The 17,304-nt window shown below is 57.1% G+C and carries 13 protein-coding genes; 5 read left to right on the forward strand and 8 right to left on the reverse strand.

Annotated features, from left to right (window positions below):
• Positions 1–62 precede the first annotated feature (62 nt).
• Positions 63–2,240 carry a DUF5916 domain-containing protein gene (locus WJU16_RS24215; RefSeq protein ID WP_341835931.1) on the reverse strand — a complete coding sequence of 726 codons (2,178 nt, stop codon included), beginning with the start codon at positions 2,238–2,240 and terminating at the stop codon, positions 63–65.
• 168 nt (positions 2,241–2,408) lie between these two features.
• A complete protein-coding gene (locus WJU16_RS24220; RefSeq protein ID WP_341835932.1) occupies positions 2,409–2,975 on the reverse strand; it encodes a hypothetical protein in 567 nt (188 codons plus the stop codon).
• A 151-nt stretch (positions 2,976–3,126) separates the two neighbouring features.
• Between WJU16_RS24220 and WJU16_RS24225 the strand changes: the two genes are divergently transcribed.
• From WJU16_RS24225 to WJU16_RS24235, 3 genes are all read left to right on the forward strand, one after another.
• Positions 3,127–4,116 carry a DUF4139 domain-containing protein gene (locus WJU16_RS24225; RefSeq protein ID WP_341835933.1) on the forward strand — a complete coding sequence of 330 codons (990 nt, stop codon included), beginning with the start codon at positions 3,127–3,129 and terminating at the stop codon, positions 4,114–4,116.
• On the forward strand, positions 4,116–4,757 hold the full coding sequence (locus tag WJU16_RS24230) for a DUF4139 domain-containing protein (protein WP_341835934.1): 642 nt from the start codon (positions 4,116–4,118) through the stop codon (positions 4,755–4,757). Before WJU16_RS24225 ends, WJU16_RS24230 begins: the two co-directional genes overlap by 1 nt.
• 120 nt (positions 4,758–4,877) lie before the next feature.
• On the forward strand, positions 4,878–5,402 hold the full coding sequence (locus WJU16_RS24235; protein ID WP_341835935.1) for an N-acetyltransferase: 525 nt from the start codon (positions 4,878–4,880) through the stop codon (positions 5,400–5,402).
• A gap of 67 nt (positions 5,403–5,469) precedes the next feature.
• Here the strand turns inward: WJU16_RS24235 and WJU16_RS24240 are convergent, their stop codons facing one another.
• From WJU16_RS24240 to WJU16_RS24255, 4 genes are all read right to left on the reverse strand, one after another.
• Positions 5,470–7,326, reverse strand: a complete 1,857-nt coding sequence (locus WJU16_RS24240) for a PQQ-binding-like beta-propeller repeat protein (RefSeq protein ID WP_341835936.1) — start codon at positions 7,324–7,326, stop codon at positions 5,470–5,472.
• A 147-nt stretch (positions 7,327–7,473) separates the two neighbouring features.
• A complete protein-coding gene (locus tag WJU16_RS24245; RefSeq protein WP_341835937.1) occupies positions 7,474–8,727 on the reverse strand; it encodes a tetratricopeptide repeat protein in 1,254 nt (417 codons plus the stop codon).
• Positions 8,728–8,729: 2 nt separating this feature from the next.
• On the reverse strand, positions 8,730–10,052 hold the full coding sequence (locus WJU16_RS24250; protein WP_341835938.1) for an AAA family ATPase: 1,323 nt from the start codon (positions 10,050–10,052) through the stop codon (positions 8,730–8,732).
• Positions 10,053–10,081: 29 nt separating this feature from the next.
• Complete coding sequence (locus WJU16_RS24255) at positions 10,082–11,233, reverse strand: putative sensor domain DACNV-containing protein (protein ID WP_341835939.1); 1,152 nt, start codon at positions 11,231–11,233, stop codon at positions 10,082–10,084.
• Between the two features lie 194 nt (positions 11,234–11,427).
• Between WJU16_RS24255 and WJU16_RS24260 the strand changes: the two genes are divergently transcribed.
• Both WJU16_RS24260 and WJU16_RS24265 read left to right on the forward strand, forming a co-directional pair.
• Complete coding sequence (locus WJU16_RS24260) at positions 11,428–13,368, forward strand: lectin-like domain-containing protein (protein ID WP_341835940.1); 1,941 nt, start codon at positions 11,428–11,430, stop codon at positions 13,366–13,368.
• 17 nt (positions 13,369–13,385) lie between these two features.
• A complete protein-coding gene (locus WJU16_RS24265) occupies positions 13,386–13,775 on the forward strand; it encodes a VOC family protein (protein WP_341835941.1) in 390 nt (129 codons plus the stop codon).
• An 11-nt stretch (positions 13,776–13,786) separates the two neighbouring features.
• Here WJU16_RS24265 and WJU16_RS24270 read toward each other — a convergent pair whose 3' ends face one another.
• Entirely contained in the window at positions 13,787–15,154 is a 1,368-nt protein-coding gene (locus WJU16_RS24270; RefSeq protein WP_341835942.1) for a Gfo/Idh/MocA family oxidoreductase, read from the reverse strand.
• A 313-nt stretch (positions 15,155–15,467) separates the two neighbouring features.
• A complete protein-coding gene (locus WJU16_RS24275; protein ID WP_341835943.1) occupies positions 15,468–17,291 on the reverse strand; it encodes a RagB/SusD family nutrient uptake outer membrane protein in 1,824 nt (607 codons plus the stop codon).
• Between the last annotated feature and the right edge of the window lie 13 nt (positions 17,292–17,304).

Below are 17,304 nucleotides of genomic sequence, written 5' to 3' on the forward strand. Positions count from 1 at the left end.
TGTTTAGTAGGTTCAATAAATGGTAACGAAAGCCGGGACGCAGTTTGCGCCCGGTTTCTTTTTTAGAGGTTCAGCCAGTACACCAGTTTCAGCACCAGCGCGCGGTTCTTCACGTAAAACGGTTCCGGCAGGTAGTTGTCGGTATACACGATGAAGAGGTCCGAAGCCGGGCGGTAGCGCCATTGCAGGCGGGTGTTGAGGTTCATGTTCTTCATCTGCTCGTTGTACTGCACGAACCCGGTGAAATAGAGCGTGTTGGTCATGGTAACATCAAGCCGCGGGCCTACGAGCCAGAAACCGTTGTTGCCCCAGGGCTTCGGCAGGTTCAGTTGGTTGTAGTTCGCGCTCATGGCGATGCTCACGTACGGCTGGAACCGGTATCCCAGCTCCCCGGTGGCCGTGAAGCGCCGCCCGCCGGCATAATAACCACCGTAGCGGGCGCTGAGGGCGTAGGTGAGGAGGCTCTGCGGCTTGGACACGTAATCGGCCCCCACGGTGTTCCAGCTATGTTTGGAAAAGGCCTGCAGGCTGTCTTTCCCGAGGTTCAGCGGATCGAAGGGTTGCAGCAGCTGGATGTATGTGGTGCTGGCCCAGATGTTGAGCGTATTGCGCGCGCGCCAGACGAGGCCGTAGTTCAGCATGAGTTCATTGTCCGTCCGTTCCATTTTTTCGGTGAAGAAATTGGTGGACGTCAGCTGCGGCCCATGGCTGAGCAATGCGCCGGTTTTCGGGAAAAAGAGGCGGGTGGCGGTGGGCGCGAATTTGATGTAACCCGTCCTGGGAACATATCCGACTTCCGCTTTGTAATTCTTTCCAACATATTCATGCTGCCAGCCAATGCTCCAAACTTTGCTGGTGTATTGCAGGTTGGCGGCATGCGCCCAGTCTTTGCTGCGCAGGCCGGGCGAGAAGGATTTGAGGGCGAGGGCCTTGCCGGTCCAGAAGTTATTGGCCGAAGCCAGGTTATATTCCAGCCCGAAGTTGCGGTTGTAGCGGGAATAGACAGGGTCTCCCGGCTCCGCTTTCCCCGGATCGTAGTTGATGGATTCCTTGTTGATGAGCAGCATCCCGATGTTGGACCGCGAAAACACGCGGCGCTGCAGTGCTGCCACGGTGAAGTTCTGCGCGGGCAGCGATGTAGCCGATTGTTTCCCCGTTTGCATATTCATCACCCCCAGCCGCCAATTGCGGTTGAGCTTGCCGGAAAGGCGCGCGCCGAAATGGATGGGCGTTCCCAGCCCGATGCGCCGCGAAAAGAAGGGCCGGAGCGTGCTGTACCCGAAATTGGTGAACTGATCGCCGTTTTCGAGGAAAAACTGCCGCCGCTCGGGGAAGAACAGCTCGAAGCGGTCGAGGTTGGTCACCTGCTTGTCTACATCCACCTGCGAGAAATCCGGGTTGACGGTCAGGTCGAGGTTGAGGGAAGAAGTGATGCCGATCTTGGCGTCCAACCCGGCGTCGCGGCGCCATTTGGTGGGGTTGTCGGAGATGTAGTCTTTATTGAGGCCGCCCAGCATATAGGGGATGAGCGAGATATTGGGCCCGGCGTTGGGGGGGATGGTATCCCAGTCGAGCACGCCGGTATAGGCGAGCGAGGCGGACGGGAATTGCCTGGGCACCGGGGCCCAGCTGCTTTTTTCGGTGGTTTTCAGGTCGTTTCGCCCGAAATTGATTCCCCAGCGCGTGATCCCCTTCTTGTAACGGATGGTCTTGAAGGGAATGGAGGCTTCAAACACCCATTTGTCCGGGTAATTCTTCACTAAGGACGTCCATTTGTTTTCCCAGCTGAGGTCCACCTTCCCGCCGTCGTACATCAATCCGTCCCACTGCGCTCCCGCGGCGTTGGAGCCGAAGGCGAAGCCGTTGGTCTGATCGTCGAAGGGGTCGAGGAACATCAGGAAGTTATCGTTTTTGAGAAAGGCGAAATCGCGGCGGAGGCTTTCTACCATGTAAGGCCCCGGCGCGCCGTTGTAATTGATGACGAGCAGGTAGATCTGGTCATTGTCGTACGTCATCTTCACGTCGGTGCGGACGTTGGCGTAACTCGTATCCATCGGCAGGATCATGTAGAAGTTGGACACGGAATCCGCGTCGCGCCAGGCGGGCTCGTCGGCCACGCCGTCGATTTTGATGGCGGAAGTTGCCTTGCGCATCTGCAGGCGGTATTGTTCGTTTTTCTTCTGTGCCGCCGCCTGGAGCGTGAATATGCAGCCGAATAAACATGGAATGAGTCGTCGCAAAGTAAAGTCGTGTTTCCGGGTTAGGGGGGCTAAAGTACACAAATGCGGTGGGGTTGTATCTCCATTCATGTAAAAAACAAAAGACCGGCAAAAAGCCGGCCTTTTAATCCTCTACTGAAACACTCACACGATTCACTCGTTCACACTTACTTGCTAATGATTCTTTGATTAAATCGTTTCGTTATATATCGTCTTTAGTTTGTACATTTTTGAAAAATCGTCGTACCTCGCCAGTTCGTCGTTGCTGCGGAATTGCAAGTCGATCAGCTGGTGGAATTTCCCGTTTTCGGGGAATGCCTTTTTGAGGTTGGCGATGGTCAGTTCCATTACTTCGCTGCCGGGTTCGGTGCTGAAGTAGAACTTCGTTTCTTTCACGCGGCCTTTGCCTTTGCTGGTTTCCACTTCACGGCTATACATATTGAACCCGTTGGCGTCCAGGATTTTGTAAGCATTGTTGCCTACAAACCTGTAATCCTGCTGGTTTTTGTCGCGATAGCCGTACAGCTGGCTTTTCTCCAGCAGCATTTGCTGGTCGCCATGCCATACTTTCACTTTACCGTGCTGGAAGGGAACGTTTGCTTTGATTTTATGATGTTCGGCGCCGTAGCTGATCTTTCCTTCCGCATAATCTGCATCGGAAAGATAGAGCCCGGTTTTACCGGACTGCGCAGCAGCGGGGAGGCTGAGCACAACACCTAACATGGCGGCAGATAAAGTCAGGAATATGCGCTTCATGGGCTTTACGTTTTGGTGTAGGGCAAATGTACCGCCGTTCCGATCCGCCGGCCATGACAAATATCATGTTGTAACGCATTTTGGAAATTTTTAACAATTCGGATATGGAAAAGGAGAAAATACTGCATCCGGAAGGTAAAAAAGCACGGATATGATAAAAAGATTTGCCCTGTTATTAATGATATCTCCGGCGCTGCCGGCCGCCGCGCAAACGCCGCAGTTTGCGCCTTCCTCCCTGAAATCCGTTACGGTGTACAGCCGCGGCGCGGAAATGACGCATACCGCCCGGCTGACGGTTTCCAAAGGCGTCAGCAAGGTGGTGGTTACGAAAGTAGCCGGGAATATCGACGAAAGCAGCATCCAGGTGAGCGCGCCCGGCGGGGTAACGGTGATGTCTGCCACTTTCGGCCGCAACTTCCTCCCCGAAATCGCCGAAAAACCGGCGTACCGCAAGCTGCAGGACAGCCTCGAATCCGTGAAGTCCTCGCTCTCCCGGCTGCGCAATACGCGCACCGCGCAGGAAGGCACCCTTGCCCTGCTGGATAAAAACCAGGCATTGGGCGGCAATGGCGCCAACGTGGCGGAGCTGACCAAACTCGCTGAATACTACACCGCCAAACAAATCGAGTTGCGCAATAGCATTTACGGCCTGGTGGAAAAGGAAGCGAAACTGGCAGCGCTCATGGAGCGGATCGAAAGCCAGCTTGCGGAACTGAACGAAAACCCGGAAGCAGCAGGCGGACAGATCGCCCTGCAGGTAATGGCCGGCGCGGACGTGAACGGCCCGATGGAGATCCGCTACGTAGCGCGTGATGCCTCCTGGAGCACGCACTACGACCTGAAGCTCGAAAACATCAGCAAACCCCTGAAACTCGTCTATAAAGCCAATGTACGCCAGCATACGGGCCTCGACTGGAAAAATGTGAAGCTCACGCTCAATACGGGCAATCCTTCCAGCGCCGGCGTGGTGCCGGAACTGGCCACCTGGTTCCTCAACCCGGTGGTGCGCCTTCGCGGTACCGCGGACGCATTGGCAGGCAGAGCCCTGGGGTTACAGGAAGTAGTGGTAACGGGTTACGGCAGTGAAGGCTCGGCTAACATGAACAAGAAAGCGAAAATGGCGCCGCCGCCCCGCCGGTGATGGCCGCCGTTCCCACCGCGATCGTGCAGCACCAGACCAGCGCCAGCTTTGATATCGACATTCCTTACGACATCGCCGGGAACAGCGAAAACCATTCGGTGGTGCTGAAGGAAATGGATATGCCCGCCGGATATACCTACTACGCCGTTCCGAAACTCGACCAGGACGCCTTTCTTATTGCCAATGTGCAAGATTTCGCGGCATACAACCTGCTTCCCGGCGAAGCCAATATCATGATCGGCAACCGCTACGCCGGGAAAACCTGGATCAACCCGCAGGCCACGGAAGACACGCTGAAAGTAAGCCTCGGCCGCGACCGCCAGGTGGTGGTCCGCCGGGAACTGATGGCGCAGATGAGCGGTACCAAAATGATCGGCAGCTCGGTACGTAAAGCTTACACTTACGAAATCCGCGTGCGCAACGGCAAACAGGAGGCGGTAAAACTGCAGCTGAAAGACCAATATCCCGTATCTACCGATAAAAACGTGGAAGTAGAGCTCACCGAAGCCTCAGGCGCCGCATCCAACGCGGAAACCGGCGAGCTCACCTGGGAGCTGGAACTGAAACCGGGAGAAACCAGGACGCTGCGCCTCGGCTACACCGTCAAACATCCGAAAGGAATACAATACCAGGGTTTATAAGAATGCGCTGGAAATGGCGGATGCGCGGGCACATGTCCGCGCATTTTTTTTACTTTTACATCAACATGAGACAGAACGGTAACCCCATTGTTTAAAAAACTAAAACGTAGCTGAACTATTATGAAATTAGACATTAGACCAGAGACAGCCGCCGAAATCCCTGCCATTTATGAATTACATGAGCTGGCATTCGGCCAGGACAACGAAAGCCGGCTTATCAACAAGCTGCGCGATTCGGAACATTTCATTCCCGAACTGTCGGTGGTGGCCTACGCCGGCGAATACCTCGTGGGGCACATCCTGCTTACGCGCCTGCCGCTGCAGGGCAACGACGGGCAAACCTACGAAACCCTCGCCCTGGCGCCCATGGCCGTAACGCCGGCGCTGCACCAGATGGGCATCGGCGGGCAGCTCATCAGGCATGCCCTGAAAACCGCGGCAGACATGGGTTTTGAATCCGTGATCGTTTTAGGGCACCCGGAATATTATCCGCGTTTCGGCTTCGCGCCCGCATCGAAATTCGGTATCCGGACCGCCTATGAAGTACCCGACGCGGCCTTTATGGCCATCGAACTGGCGCCTGGCGCCCTCGCCGGCAAATCAGGGGAGGTGGTGTATCCCAACGAATTTGAGGCAGTGGCGTAAACTCGCATTTCAAGACACAAAAATGCCGGCGGAACCATGATCCCGCCGGCATTTTTGTGCGTATGCATTAATTCGCCGCTTCCAGGCACACCAGCTTCCCGTCCATAGACGAGGCAAGTACCAGGCGCCCGCTGAGCGGTTGCACGGTATTGACGAGGCAGTTGGAGAACTGGTGTTTCCAGCGCAGGGAGCCGTCTGTCGCCGACAGGGCGCACACCAGGCCCGATTGCCCGGCGATGAACACCACGCCGTCTTTTTCGGTGATAGGCGTAGGGCAGATTTCGTATCCCAGCTGCACGGGCGATTGCCATACCAGCTTGCGCTCCGGCACGGTGGCGTCGAAGGCGAGGATGTTGCCTTGCATGGTTTTGGCGTACACCCGGGCGCTGTCTTCCGACTGGCCCAGCGATTCACGGACCCATTGCTTATCGTCGCGGAAGCGCCAGATCTGCCGGCCGGTTTCGGTGTCGATGACAGTCATGTACCGGTCCGGCGAAACGATCCATGCGCGGCCGGCGGCGGCTACGGGCCAAACGGCGGCGGGGGAGAACATGCGGTTGGCGGCGCCGTTTGACCATTGCCAGGCGGAATCGCCGGTGCCGGCGTGCAATGCGTAGAATTTATTGCCCCAGGTGCCGAACATCACTTTACCGCCATAAACGAGCGGTTTGGTTTCTACGAAGCCTTTCAGGCCCGGGTGGTCCCAGGCGGGCGCGCCCGTGCGGATGTTCCAGGCGCGGCAATGCCCGTCGGAACCCGCTACGATGGCCATCTCGCCGTGCAGGGCGGGAGAGGAAACGATGGCCATGCCCGTTTCGCGGACCCAGGCGCGTTTGCCGTTGGCGAGCCGGAGGCAATACACTTTACCGTCGGAGCAGGGTACCACCACATGACCGGCATGTACCAGCGGGGTAGCGTATATTTTCCCGCCGGCTTTGTAGCGCCAGCGGATTTTACCGGTTTCTATGTCAGCGGCTTTGATGTCGCCGTTGGTGGTGGTATAAATAATCTTTCCCTCGGCGATGGCCACGGCGCTGCCCATGTCGCCGTCTTCCTGTATCTGCCATTTGACTTTCACACCCGGGAAGGAATCGTTCACGCGTTTGGCGGCATCGTCGGCGATGGCGGGATATACGGTCGGGCCTCCGGTTGCGGCGGCCATCCGGTGCCATTCGGGGAGCGTTTGGCCGGAGGGGTGGCGCTCGGCGAAGAGGATGGAATCCCTGCGGACGGTAACCAGGTTATACCCGCCTTCGGCTGCTTTGGCGCGGAGGTTGGAGCGGCACATGACGTTGGGGATGGAAGTGCGCGTCATGATTCGGTTGGCATGGCCATGGCCGCAAAGCATCAGCTGCACGTTTTTTTCGCGGAGCATGCCGTACACGTCGAGCCAGTTGTTGAGCCCTTCGTCGAGGGGGTAGTGGTTGATGTACACGATTGGCATTGTGGCGGGCGTGCGGTCGAGGGTTTTGCGGAGCCAGACCATATTCTCGCGTGGTACCTGTCCCGGGCCCATGCGCATATTGGGACCGCTGTTGGTGCCGATGAAGCGGTAGCCTTTGTGGTCGAACAGGAACGTTTCGTCGCCGAAAACGGTCCGGAAAGAATTGCACCCGCTTTCCGACCACTTCGTGTCGTGGTTGCCGGGAATGATGTGCCAGGGTTTCTGCAGTTGGTCGATCGCCTGTTTGGCAATTTTCAATTCCGCATCCGACCCGAACTCGGTCACGTCTCCCGAAAAAATAACGAAATCGATACCGGAAAGCTGGTTGAGGTCGCGGATGGTACGCTCCAGGTCTTCCAATCCCGTTTCCACGCCCACGTGCGTGTCTGTCACGAGCGCGAAGCGGAAGAGGGTATCCTGTGCGGTGGCTGCGCCGGAGAGCAAAAGGGCGCCCAGCAGCCAAACGAAGCATGTTTTCATGATTCCCAAGATACCACGCCGCATCTGGAAATAAAATGCCTTTTCCGGTAACGGCAGATGGTAATAAGTTTGTCTGGGGGACGATGAAAAAGCCCGCGGCCGGAAAAGCCGCGGGCAAACGATATGTATTTTTTTCTGAAGAGAAGATTACCTGTTGTTCCGCCGGATCATCGCGAAATTCACGATCCACTGGAAAGCGATGAACCCGCCGGCATAGATGAGGAACCACAGCGAGAAGGCTTCGCCCGTAATGAATCCCGAGGCAATCGCGCCGAGGGCCAGCACGCCGAGGCCGTAAATAAAGACCTGCATCAGCGCCGGCTGTTTGAACTGCTTGTTGCGCACACTCAGCGGGATCATGTAAGAAATCCCGGCAAATGTCATCGCCAGCCATCCCGCGCCGCCTACGGTAAAAAGCCCCACCGCGCCGATAACCGCCACAGCCAGGCTCACCGCCACGCCATTGGACGCGCTGATCTCCTTGCGGTCGAGCATGTACCGCCCGTACTTATTGAACCGCAAAAACAGGTTGCTCACCGGCTCCATGATCCAGGTCGAAAATGCGAACGCGATCAGGATATAAACGACCGGCATCAGGTATGGCGCCAGTTCGGGGTTGGATTGCGCCGTATTGCTGAGGAACTTCGTGGCCAGGTATAACCCGATAATGAAGATCCACTGGAACTTCTCGCTGAGCTTCGACATAAAAAACGCATACTTCAAAAACAGCCTGTACACGAGATAGCGGCTCTTCAGCGCCTCGATCATGCCGGCCTGCGCCATGCTCATCGACGGGTCGATACGCAGCGATTCCCGGAAATGCTCCAGCGCTTTTTTTGCGTCGCCTTTTTCGAGCAGGCCCCAGCCGTAGTTGGCATGCGTGTAGGCGTTCTCGGGATCGTGCCGGAAAGCGTCTTCCATCCCTTCAAAACTTTCCTGCTTCCGGTTTAGTTTCAACAGCGCCGTGCTGCGGGCGTTGAGGGCATACACGTTTTCCGGGTCCACCTGCAAAGCCTGTTCCGCATAGGAAAGCGCTTCGGCGAATTTCTTCCGCTGGATTAGCACCATGGCGTAAATGGCGTAGTAAGATGCCTCCTGCGGGTCGAGGCGGATGGATTCGCGGAGGTCGGCTTCCGCGGCGTCGAATTGTTCTTTATTGAGGTGGATGCGCGCGCGCTGGTAATACAAACGGTCGTCCGTAGGGTCGATGCCGATTGTGTCGTTCACGATCTGCAGGGCTTCGTCGTGCTCATCCAGCTGGATCTTCACTTCCGCGAGCAGCCCCAGGGCGTTCACGTCCATGGGGTAGCGCGCCAGCGATTGTTGAATAGCGGTTTCCGCTTCGCGGTATTTACGATGCTGCATGAGGAATACGGCCCGGTCTATCAGGTTCTGCTCCATGGTTATTTCATATTTTTCAGGTATAGGAGGATGTCGTCGTACAGCCCGGCTTCGTTGGCGTACAGCGCGAAATTTTTTGCGGTGGAAAACCATTCCCGCGTGCTGGCGCGGTGGCGTTTGGCAGCCGCCAGTAAGTCTTTGGTGCGGATGGGCTGGGGGATGCCGTCTTTGAAAGACTCTTCCAGCCTGGCTTCCACCGCCATATCGATCACGGCTTCGATGTCGGCGCCGGAGAACTCGGGGATTTGTTTGCTAATGGATTCATAATCGATCTGCTCCACCGGTTTGTGCTGCAATTTCTTTTGCAGCATGGCCGTGCGCGCGGGCTGGTCCGGCGGTGGCACGAAAATCATCCGGTCGAACCGCCCGGGCCGGCGGAAGGCGGGGTCCATATGCCAGGGCGTATTGGTGGCGCCGAGGATGAGGATGCCGGAGTTATCGTATTCCACCCCGTCAAGCTCCTGTAAAAACTGGTTGATCAGCTGCCGCCCGGCGGATTGCTTCATATCGTTGCGGTTGGCGCCGATGGCGTCGATTTCGTCGAAGAACAGCACGCAGGGCGTATTGTTCCGCGCATATTCGAAAATCCGGTGCAGGTTTTTTTCACTGTTGCCGAGGTACATGTCCAGGATCTCGTTGAGGCCCACGTTGATGAAGCGTGCGTTCACCTGCCCGGCCGTTGCCTTCGCGATCATGGTTTTACCGCAGCCGGGAGGGCCGTAGAGCAAAATGCTCCCGCCTGTCTTTTTCCCATAAGCGGCATACAGCTCGGGGTGCTGCATGGGGCGGATGATCTTGACGTCGATTTCCTTTTTCACATGTTCCATCCCGCTCACGTCCGTAAACGTGATATCGGGCTTCTGCATGAATTGTGTGATATTGTCATCATCATATTCCTCATCGTCGTCCGACAGGTCGCCGGAATAACTGCGGACGCGCAGCTTGCTGTCCAGTTCCGGATCCGAGAATTCGGGATGGAGGTCGAGCAGTTGCTGGTAGGTGCGTGCGGCCGTGTCCATATCGTTTTCCTTCAGGGAGGAGCGGGTATAGAGCAGGAGCACGTCGAGATTGTCGGGCTGCGTGCGCAGGAGGTCTTCCAGGATCACGTTGCAGGTGGCGTAGGCGCCTTTGCGGTAATACACTTTGGCCAGGCCGATGAGGGCTTTTTCGCCGGGGGCTTTGCCCAGGGCTTCGCGGAACTCCTGCTCGGCTTCGTCGAAGCGCTCCATTTGCAGGAGGGTTTCGGCGAGGTGGAGGCGCAGCGGCACATTGTCGGGCGAGTATTTCAGCGCCTCGCGGAGGCTGTCGATCGTTTGTTGTGACATAGCATTGAAATCAGGGATCAGAAAATAGGTCAGATGAGCAGCACGTCTATCCGGTGCGCCATCACGATCTGCGATTCGGGCGACCAGGAGAAGACGGTGAAATACCCATCCTGGGATGCTACCAGGGCCTGCGCGTCGTGTTGGTCGAACACGAATTGCGCGGCGGAAAGGTGGCGGGTGCCGCCAAGGCGGGAAGGGTGCATGAGCAGTGGCTGCCGGTCGGTCACCGGTTCGGAAAGCAGTACTTCCTCTATCGGCCGGGAGGTGCCTGCGCGGGTGATCTTGGCGCCGAAAGCGAGCAGCTCGTGGCGGTCGTTGATGATGGTGGCGCCGTCGACCGCCGTAAGCCCCGTTACGTAGGCTACTTCGCGGCGCAGGGCATTCTGCCAGTATATTTCGCTGGATGCTTCCCCGTCTTGCCGGATCAGATCGGCTACGCCGCTGAAAGCGGGAGACACGGGGTAGGTGAGCGGCTGCACGATGGACTCTTTCCATTTTTCGTGCTGGTGCGGGGTGACCAGCAGGGTACCCCCGCGCCCGTGCGCCCGCATCGATACCGCGATCTGTATGAGCACGTTCACCGGGTGATTCCAGAGCGGGGAAGCGTGAATGCCGAGCAGGGAGGTGAGCATGCTGGGGCAATCCGTCTTGATGCCGCATTGTTCATTCACCACCTTCACCGAATCGCCCTGCAACACGGCCACGTTGATGAACTTGCCAAGCCCCGCGGCGCGGCGGTGCTTCACCACCAGCAGTCCCGGTTCCGACACGTCGAGCACGAAGCAGTATTTCGGGAGGGTGAGGGTGGTGCCCCATACATACAATTCCCCGTCATCTTCCCATATTCCCACATGCACGCCCGCGCGCTCCACGCCGGGTGCGAGCTTGGCCAGCACTTTCGGCGAATACGGCAACCGGTGCTCAAACAGCATGGGTTTGCCCGCTTCCGAAGGTTGCAGGTAAGCGATAGATATGCGGGTAGGGAGGCCTTCCTCTTTCCGTAAACTGGCCCAGAAAGCCACGTCGATGATCTGTTCGATCCGGCGGGCGGAGGGCACGCTGGCCAGACCGTCGTCTTCCTGCCGGGCACGGGCTTCGTCCTGGTGCCGCAGGAAATGCGATGCAATCGTTCCGGCCACATTCGCAGCCGCCGCGTAGGTGCTGCCATTCTTCCATTCCATAATCACGTTTCTTGGAGGTGCTAATTTAGACATTTCCGGGGCAATCGGGCCATTTAGTGCGGCACATGGCATCAAACGGTATGATTGGAGGCCGCCATCTTACCCAAACCAGTAAATTCTGTGTTGTTTTTCCCGTCGCATTCCCCTTCGCATACTTTTTTGACTATCTTGTACGCCTATCGCCGACTCCTGTCATGAAGAGCGCACTCAGCCTTATTTCCTGCCTGTTTTTTGCGTTGGCTCCCGCATGGGCACAGATACAGCAGCCATATATTCTCAACGGCTCCGCTACACAGCAGAGCTGCAATTGTTATGTGCTCACACAAGACCAGCTCCAATCCGGCGGTTCGGTATGGAATAAAAATAAAATCAGCCTCCTTCAGTCTTTCGATTATACTTTCGAAATCTTTCTCGGGTGTAAAGACCAGACCGGGGCCGACGGGATCGGGTTCATCCTCCAGACCGAAGGCACCAATCTCGGCGGTATAGGGCAGGGTATGGGGTTCCAGGGCGTTTCGCCATCGGTGGGCATCCTCATCGATACCTGGCACAATGCCGACGAGAACGATCCCGCTTTCGATCATATTTCCATCCAGATTAACGGCGAATCGGACCACGGCGCGCCCCAGAATCTCGCCGGGCCCGCGCAGTTGTTGGCCGGGGTCGACAATATCGAAGACTGCCAATGGCACCTGTTCCGCATCCGCTGGAACGCCACGGCCCATCAATTCGATATATGGGTCGACGGACAGCTGCGGCTCACCACCGTCATCGACCTGGTAGCCGACGTATTTGGCAACGATCCGATGGTGTACTGGGGCTTCGCCGGTGCTACGGCGGGCGCTTCCAACCTGCAGCAATTCTGTGCGGCCCTCCATCCCGAATTCCAGTTCGACAATGGTCAGATCCTTTGCGACGGCACGCCGGTCACGTTCCGCGACAATTCCAGCACTTTCGGCGCCATCACGCGCTGGTACTGGGACCTGGGCGATGGTACCAAAATAACCGATCCGCTTCCCGCGGCGCATACCTATCCGGCGGCAGGTAAGTATGAAGTGAAAATGGTGATAGAAGACAACAGCGGATGCATCTCCGACACGCTCCGGAACACCGTCACCATCGGTTCCTGGCCCGAGCCCGCGTTTACACCGGACCGGCTCTGCCTCGGTGATCCGTTGCAATTGAACGATGCCACGAAAATAGAAGTGGGCAGCCCGGGCAGCTGGCGGTGGAACTTCGGCGGCGGCCGTACCGCGACCACGCGGAATCCCCTGGCGCCCTTCACCGCTCCCGGAACGTATCCCGTAACGCTGGAAGCCACGTCTGCCGAGGGTTGTGTGGCAACGGTCACGCAGAACGTAGCGGTTTATCAGTCTCCGGAGATCGCCGCCACAGCGGCACATGCCTGTATCGGAGAAGTGACGGAGCTGCGGGCGCAGCACCTCACGCCGGGCGTCAATATCACGGAATGGAAATGGACGGTGAACAATGACGCGGAAATCAACCGGCAAAATACTTCCTACCAATTTACCCGGGGCGGCAAATACCCCGTGATGGTGCAGGCAACATCCGGCGATGGATGCGCGTCCAAACCGGTTTCGCTGGAAGCCGTGGTAACCGACATTGCGCTGTACGCCGGTCCCGATACCACGATCGCCCGGGGGCAGCCGTTGCGCATGCATCCCGCCGCAACGGGCGAAAGGCTCATTTATGAATGGTGGCCGGCGAACAGTCTCAGCGACGCCTCCGCGCCGGATGCCATCGCGATTCCCGATAGGGACCAGTTATACCGTTTGATTGTGCGCTCACCGGAAGGTTGCGTGCAGGAAGATGAATTGATGGTGAAAGTCTATACCGGGCCGGAATTTTACGTGCCCACGGCTTTTACACCTAATAACGACGGCGTGAACGACCGTTTTCGGGTCATTGCGCCGGGTGTTCCTCAGTTGGGGTATTTCCGGGTATGGGACAGATGGGGAAAGTTGGTCTGGGAAGCGAAATCGCTGTCCGACTTCTGGAATGGCGAGCAAAACGGGCGGCCCGCATCGGCGGGCACGTATGTGTGGGTGGTGGAAGGAACGGATTATACCGGCCGGAAGTTCAGCCGGCAGGGAACGGTGACCCTCATCCGCTGATTCCTTACTTTTGCCCTATGCTGCAACTGCAAAACATCCACCATATCGCCATCATTTGTTCCGATTACGCCCGCTCCAAAGCTTTTTACACGGAAGTGCTGGGCTGCACGATTGTGGCTGAACATTACCGCGCCGCCCGCGATTCCTGGAAGCTGGACCTGGCGCTGAACGGATCCTATATCATCGAACTTTTTTCCTTTCCTGATCCGCCCGCCCGCGTTTCGTCGCCCGAAGCGCGCGGCCTGCGCCACCTGGCATTTGCCGTGCAAGATGTGGCGGCTTCCGTAGCGATGCTGGAGCAACATGGCGTCGTCTGCGAGGCGGTGCGCGCCGACGAATTCACCGGCAAAAAATTCACATTCTTCACCGATCCCGACGGGCTTCCACTCGAATTATACGAAATATGACATGATGGGTTTTACACCAGCAAAGCCGAAGGGTGTTGCCATGGGCCGCGATAAGGGCGTTGCAGCAGGCCGGTGGCTTCGTTGTCGCCTACGATGATCCTTTTGGAAGGGTCGTACACCACAGGCCTTCCGGTTTGCATGGAAATATTGGCGAGGATACAGCTGGCGGTGCTGATGTGCCCGTCTTCAATATCCGCCACGGGCCTGCCTTTGGAGGCGATGGCTTCGAGGAAGTTGAGCATATGGAGGCGGGTGGCGGGCGCGGCGTTCAGCTCGATGCCTTTCTCGTTGACATCTTCCGGATATTTTTCTTTTTCATAAACCACATCTTTGTGGATCGGGTCGCCTTTGCCTTGCGGGATGAAGTCGTACGACATCGTGCTGGCTTTCAGGGTGCCTTTTTCACCGTAAAGCGTAAAGGCCCAGGGGTATTTCGGATCCGCCGGCGTGCCCCAGGTGCGGTGTTGCCAGGTACAGTTGAGATCGTCGTATTCGAAAATGGCGGATTGCGTATCCGCGATGTTGGATTTCCCTTCTTTCTGCACGTAAATGCCGCCCGTGGAAGAGATGCGCTTCGGCCACCCGAGCTGCAGCATCCAGCGAACCGTGTCAAACATATGGATGCACATATCGCCCATGATGCCGTTGCCGTATTCCATGAAGGTGCGCCACCAGCGGACGTGCGGCATGCCGTCGAACGGGCGGAGGGGTGCGGGGCCGGTCCACATTTCATAATCGAAATGATCGGGAACGGCCTGGACGGCGGGGTTGCCGTTGGCGCGCATATGGTAGTAGCAGCACATTTCGACATGGGATATCTTGCCCAGGAGCCCTGTGTCCACAATCGTTTTCTTCGCGTCGATGAGGTGCGGGGTGCTTTTGCGCTGGGTGCCCACCTGCACCGTTTTGCCGTATTTGCGCGCGGCGGCCAGCATGGCTTCGCCTTCCAGCACGTCTACGCTGATCGGCTTTTGTACATACACGTTCGCCCCTGATGTAAGGGCTTCGATGGTTTGCAGGGCATGCCAATGGTCAGGGGAGCCCACGAGTACGATATCCAGCTGGTTTTCGGAGAGCATCTTCCGGAAGTCGCGGTACAGTTTCGGTGTTTTACCGGATTTTTGCCGCTGCGCCACCATGGCGCCCGCTTCCTTCAACTGGTTTTCATCGGCATCGCACAGGGCGATCACCTGAACCGGCGCCACCTGCATCAACCGGAAAAGATCGCTTTTACCATACCAGCCGGTACCGATAAGGCCTACGCGATACGGTTTGTTGGGGTTTACGACGTCAAGGCCGTATGCGCCGAGGGCAGAAAGCGCCAGTGCCGCCGTTGCGCCTTTGAGAAAATGGCGGCGGTTGATATGAAAAGTGGTCATATACGTGGAATTTGATAGGATTTCCTTAAAAATAGGGAATTGCCGGCAGTGATGCAAGGGCGGAATCCTTCAGCGATCCTTCAGGCATCCTTCAGTCATCCTCCAAGTAAACACCCTCAAACCTAAGCCAGCATTGGACACGCTTGGAGGATCATTGAAGGATGTCAGTAGGCTGTCAGTAGTCCGGAAATATACAGTTGTTGTCCCGCTTATTTACAAGTTGTTTTAAATCAACACCTTTAATGGCAAGCGGCCGCCGAAACCGGCGACCGCTGTTCTTAATTGTGCTTAAGGGGATGTATATCGCTAATCGTTATTTTTCCTGGTCGTCTACCGCGTCTTTGGGCGCTTCGTTCCTTTCCGTTCCCACGTACCCTTTGTTCTGGTTGATGATGCCGTGTACGTTCGACTGTATCGATTTCGTGGGCACGGGCCAGAAGATGTGGTAAGGGCTGATCGTGAATTTGTCGCCGTGGTTGGTGACGATGCCCAACCGGTAGAAGTCGTTTTTCGCGATAATGCGGTCGTAGAAGAAATTTTCTTCCGAGATGCGCTCCATCGTGTATGTCTTGCCGTTCGGAGCCGCTTTGCCCGTCCGCGCGAAAATGATCGACATGCGGGTGAGCTCCGTTTTGCGCGGTTCTTCGAAAAACAATTCCCGCGCGCGCTCGTCGAGGATCGTGCTAAGATCCAGGGTGCCGGCGAAAGGCGCGCAGCCGGCCCGTGTCCGTACCTGGTTCAGATCGTCGGCCGCCAGGCCCAGCTGTCCTTTCCAGTAGTAGGCTTCGGCCCGGAGTAGGTAAGTTTCCGCGAGGCGGAAGATGTACCAGTCGGAGTGACCGCCCTGCATGGGGGAGTTTTCCGTATCCGGCACGAAGATCTTGTAATGGGGCCATCCGAACCAGCAGCGGATCGTGTCCACGCACAGCAGGCCGCCGGCATCGTTGCGCAGTTGCAGGTTCTTCATATACCAGGGATCGTTGTTGGTTTTGAGGCCCATATCGTTGTATACCAGGTCTTCCATGTTCATCCAGTTGCCTTTGGCGTGACGAAGGTCGTTGGGGTCGTCCCAGATTTCATACAGGCTATAAGGTGTGGGGCGGCAACGGCCGATCCCGCGGCCGTAGAGGTTGCTCTGTACGAACTCCGGGTTGGTATTGTCGTTTGTACCTTTTTTCCCGGATGGTGTGGAAATATTGGAGCCCCATAATGGCACCGCCTGCCGCATGATGCGCATCCCGCCGTCGTACCCGCCGTCGCCGAACCGGTCGATCACATAAAAGAGCCCTTCCCGGTTTTCGCCAAGCGATTTATTTTCCGGGCGGTGCAAATCCCAGATCACGTTTTTCTTCGTGGCGCCGAAAGGCTGCCGCATGAGGCTGTACGCGCCTCCGTCGATCACTGCGCCGGCGGATGCGATCGCGTCGTCGAATTTGCCGAGCGCCAGGTTTACTTTGGTGAGCAGGTGCAGCACCGCGCCTTTCGTCACTTCTCCCCGCGCTACGTTATCCGTCACCCATCCCTTCGCGGAATCCAGGTCTTTTTTGATGTATTCCAGGATCACATCGCGCTTGGTGGTGTAAAAGTTGGTCCTTGGCGAAACGATCTCCTTCATGGGTGCGGGCACGTCGCCGAACTGCATGCACAACCGGTAATAACGGAGCGCGCGGTGGAACAGCGCGGAACCGAGGATCGAATTACGCTCCGCGGCGCTGGCGTAAGTGGCGTCGTCGATCCGGGAAATCACCGTATTCGCATATTTGATGCCTTTGTATCCCTCGTTCCAGTAATGGTAAATACGGGCACGGTCGGCGCTGTTCTCATTGGCGCCGTCCGGCGTGATGAGCAGGTTGAGGTCCTGCGGGGGACCGGATTTGTCGGTCACGCCTTCCACCGTTACTTCGGAGAAAAGCATTTCGGTGAGGATGGGCGGATTGTCGCCGTAATACTCGATCCGGGCGTTGCGCGCGCATGCCACGAGGGCGGCGCGCATGGCGGCGGCGTCTACAAATGTTTCATCGGGCTCGTAAAACGACAGCGGTTTCGGCGTCAGCCAGTCTTTGCCGCATCCCGTTCCGATGGCCAGCGCCCCCACGAACAGGACGATCTTGCTGATATGTTGTGTATGCTTGTTCATGATCATTCTTTTT

The organism is Chitinophaga pollutisoli, assembly GCF_038396755.1.
GTDB classification, from domain to species: Bacteria; Bacteroidota; Bacteroidia; order Chitinophagales; family Chitinophagaceae; genus Chitinophaga; species Chitinophaga pollutisoli.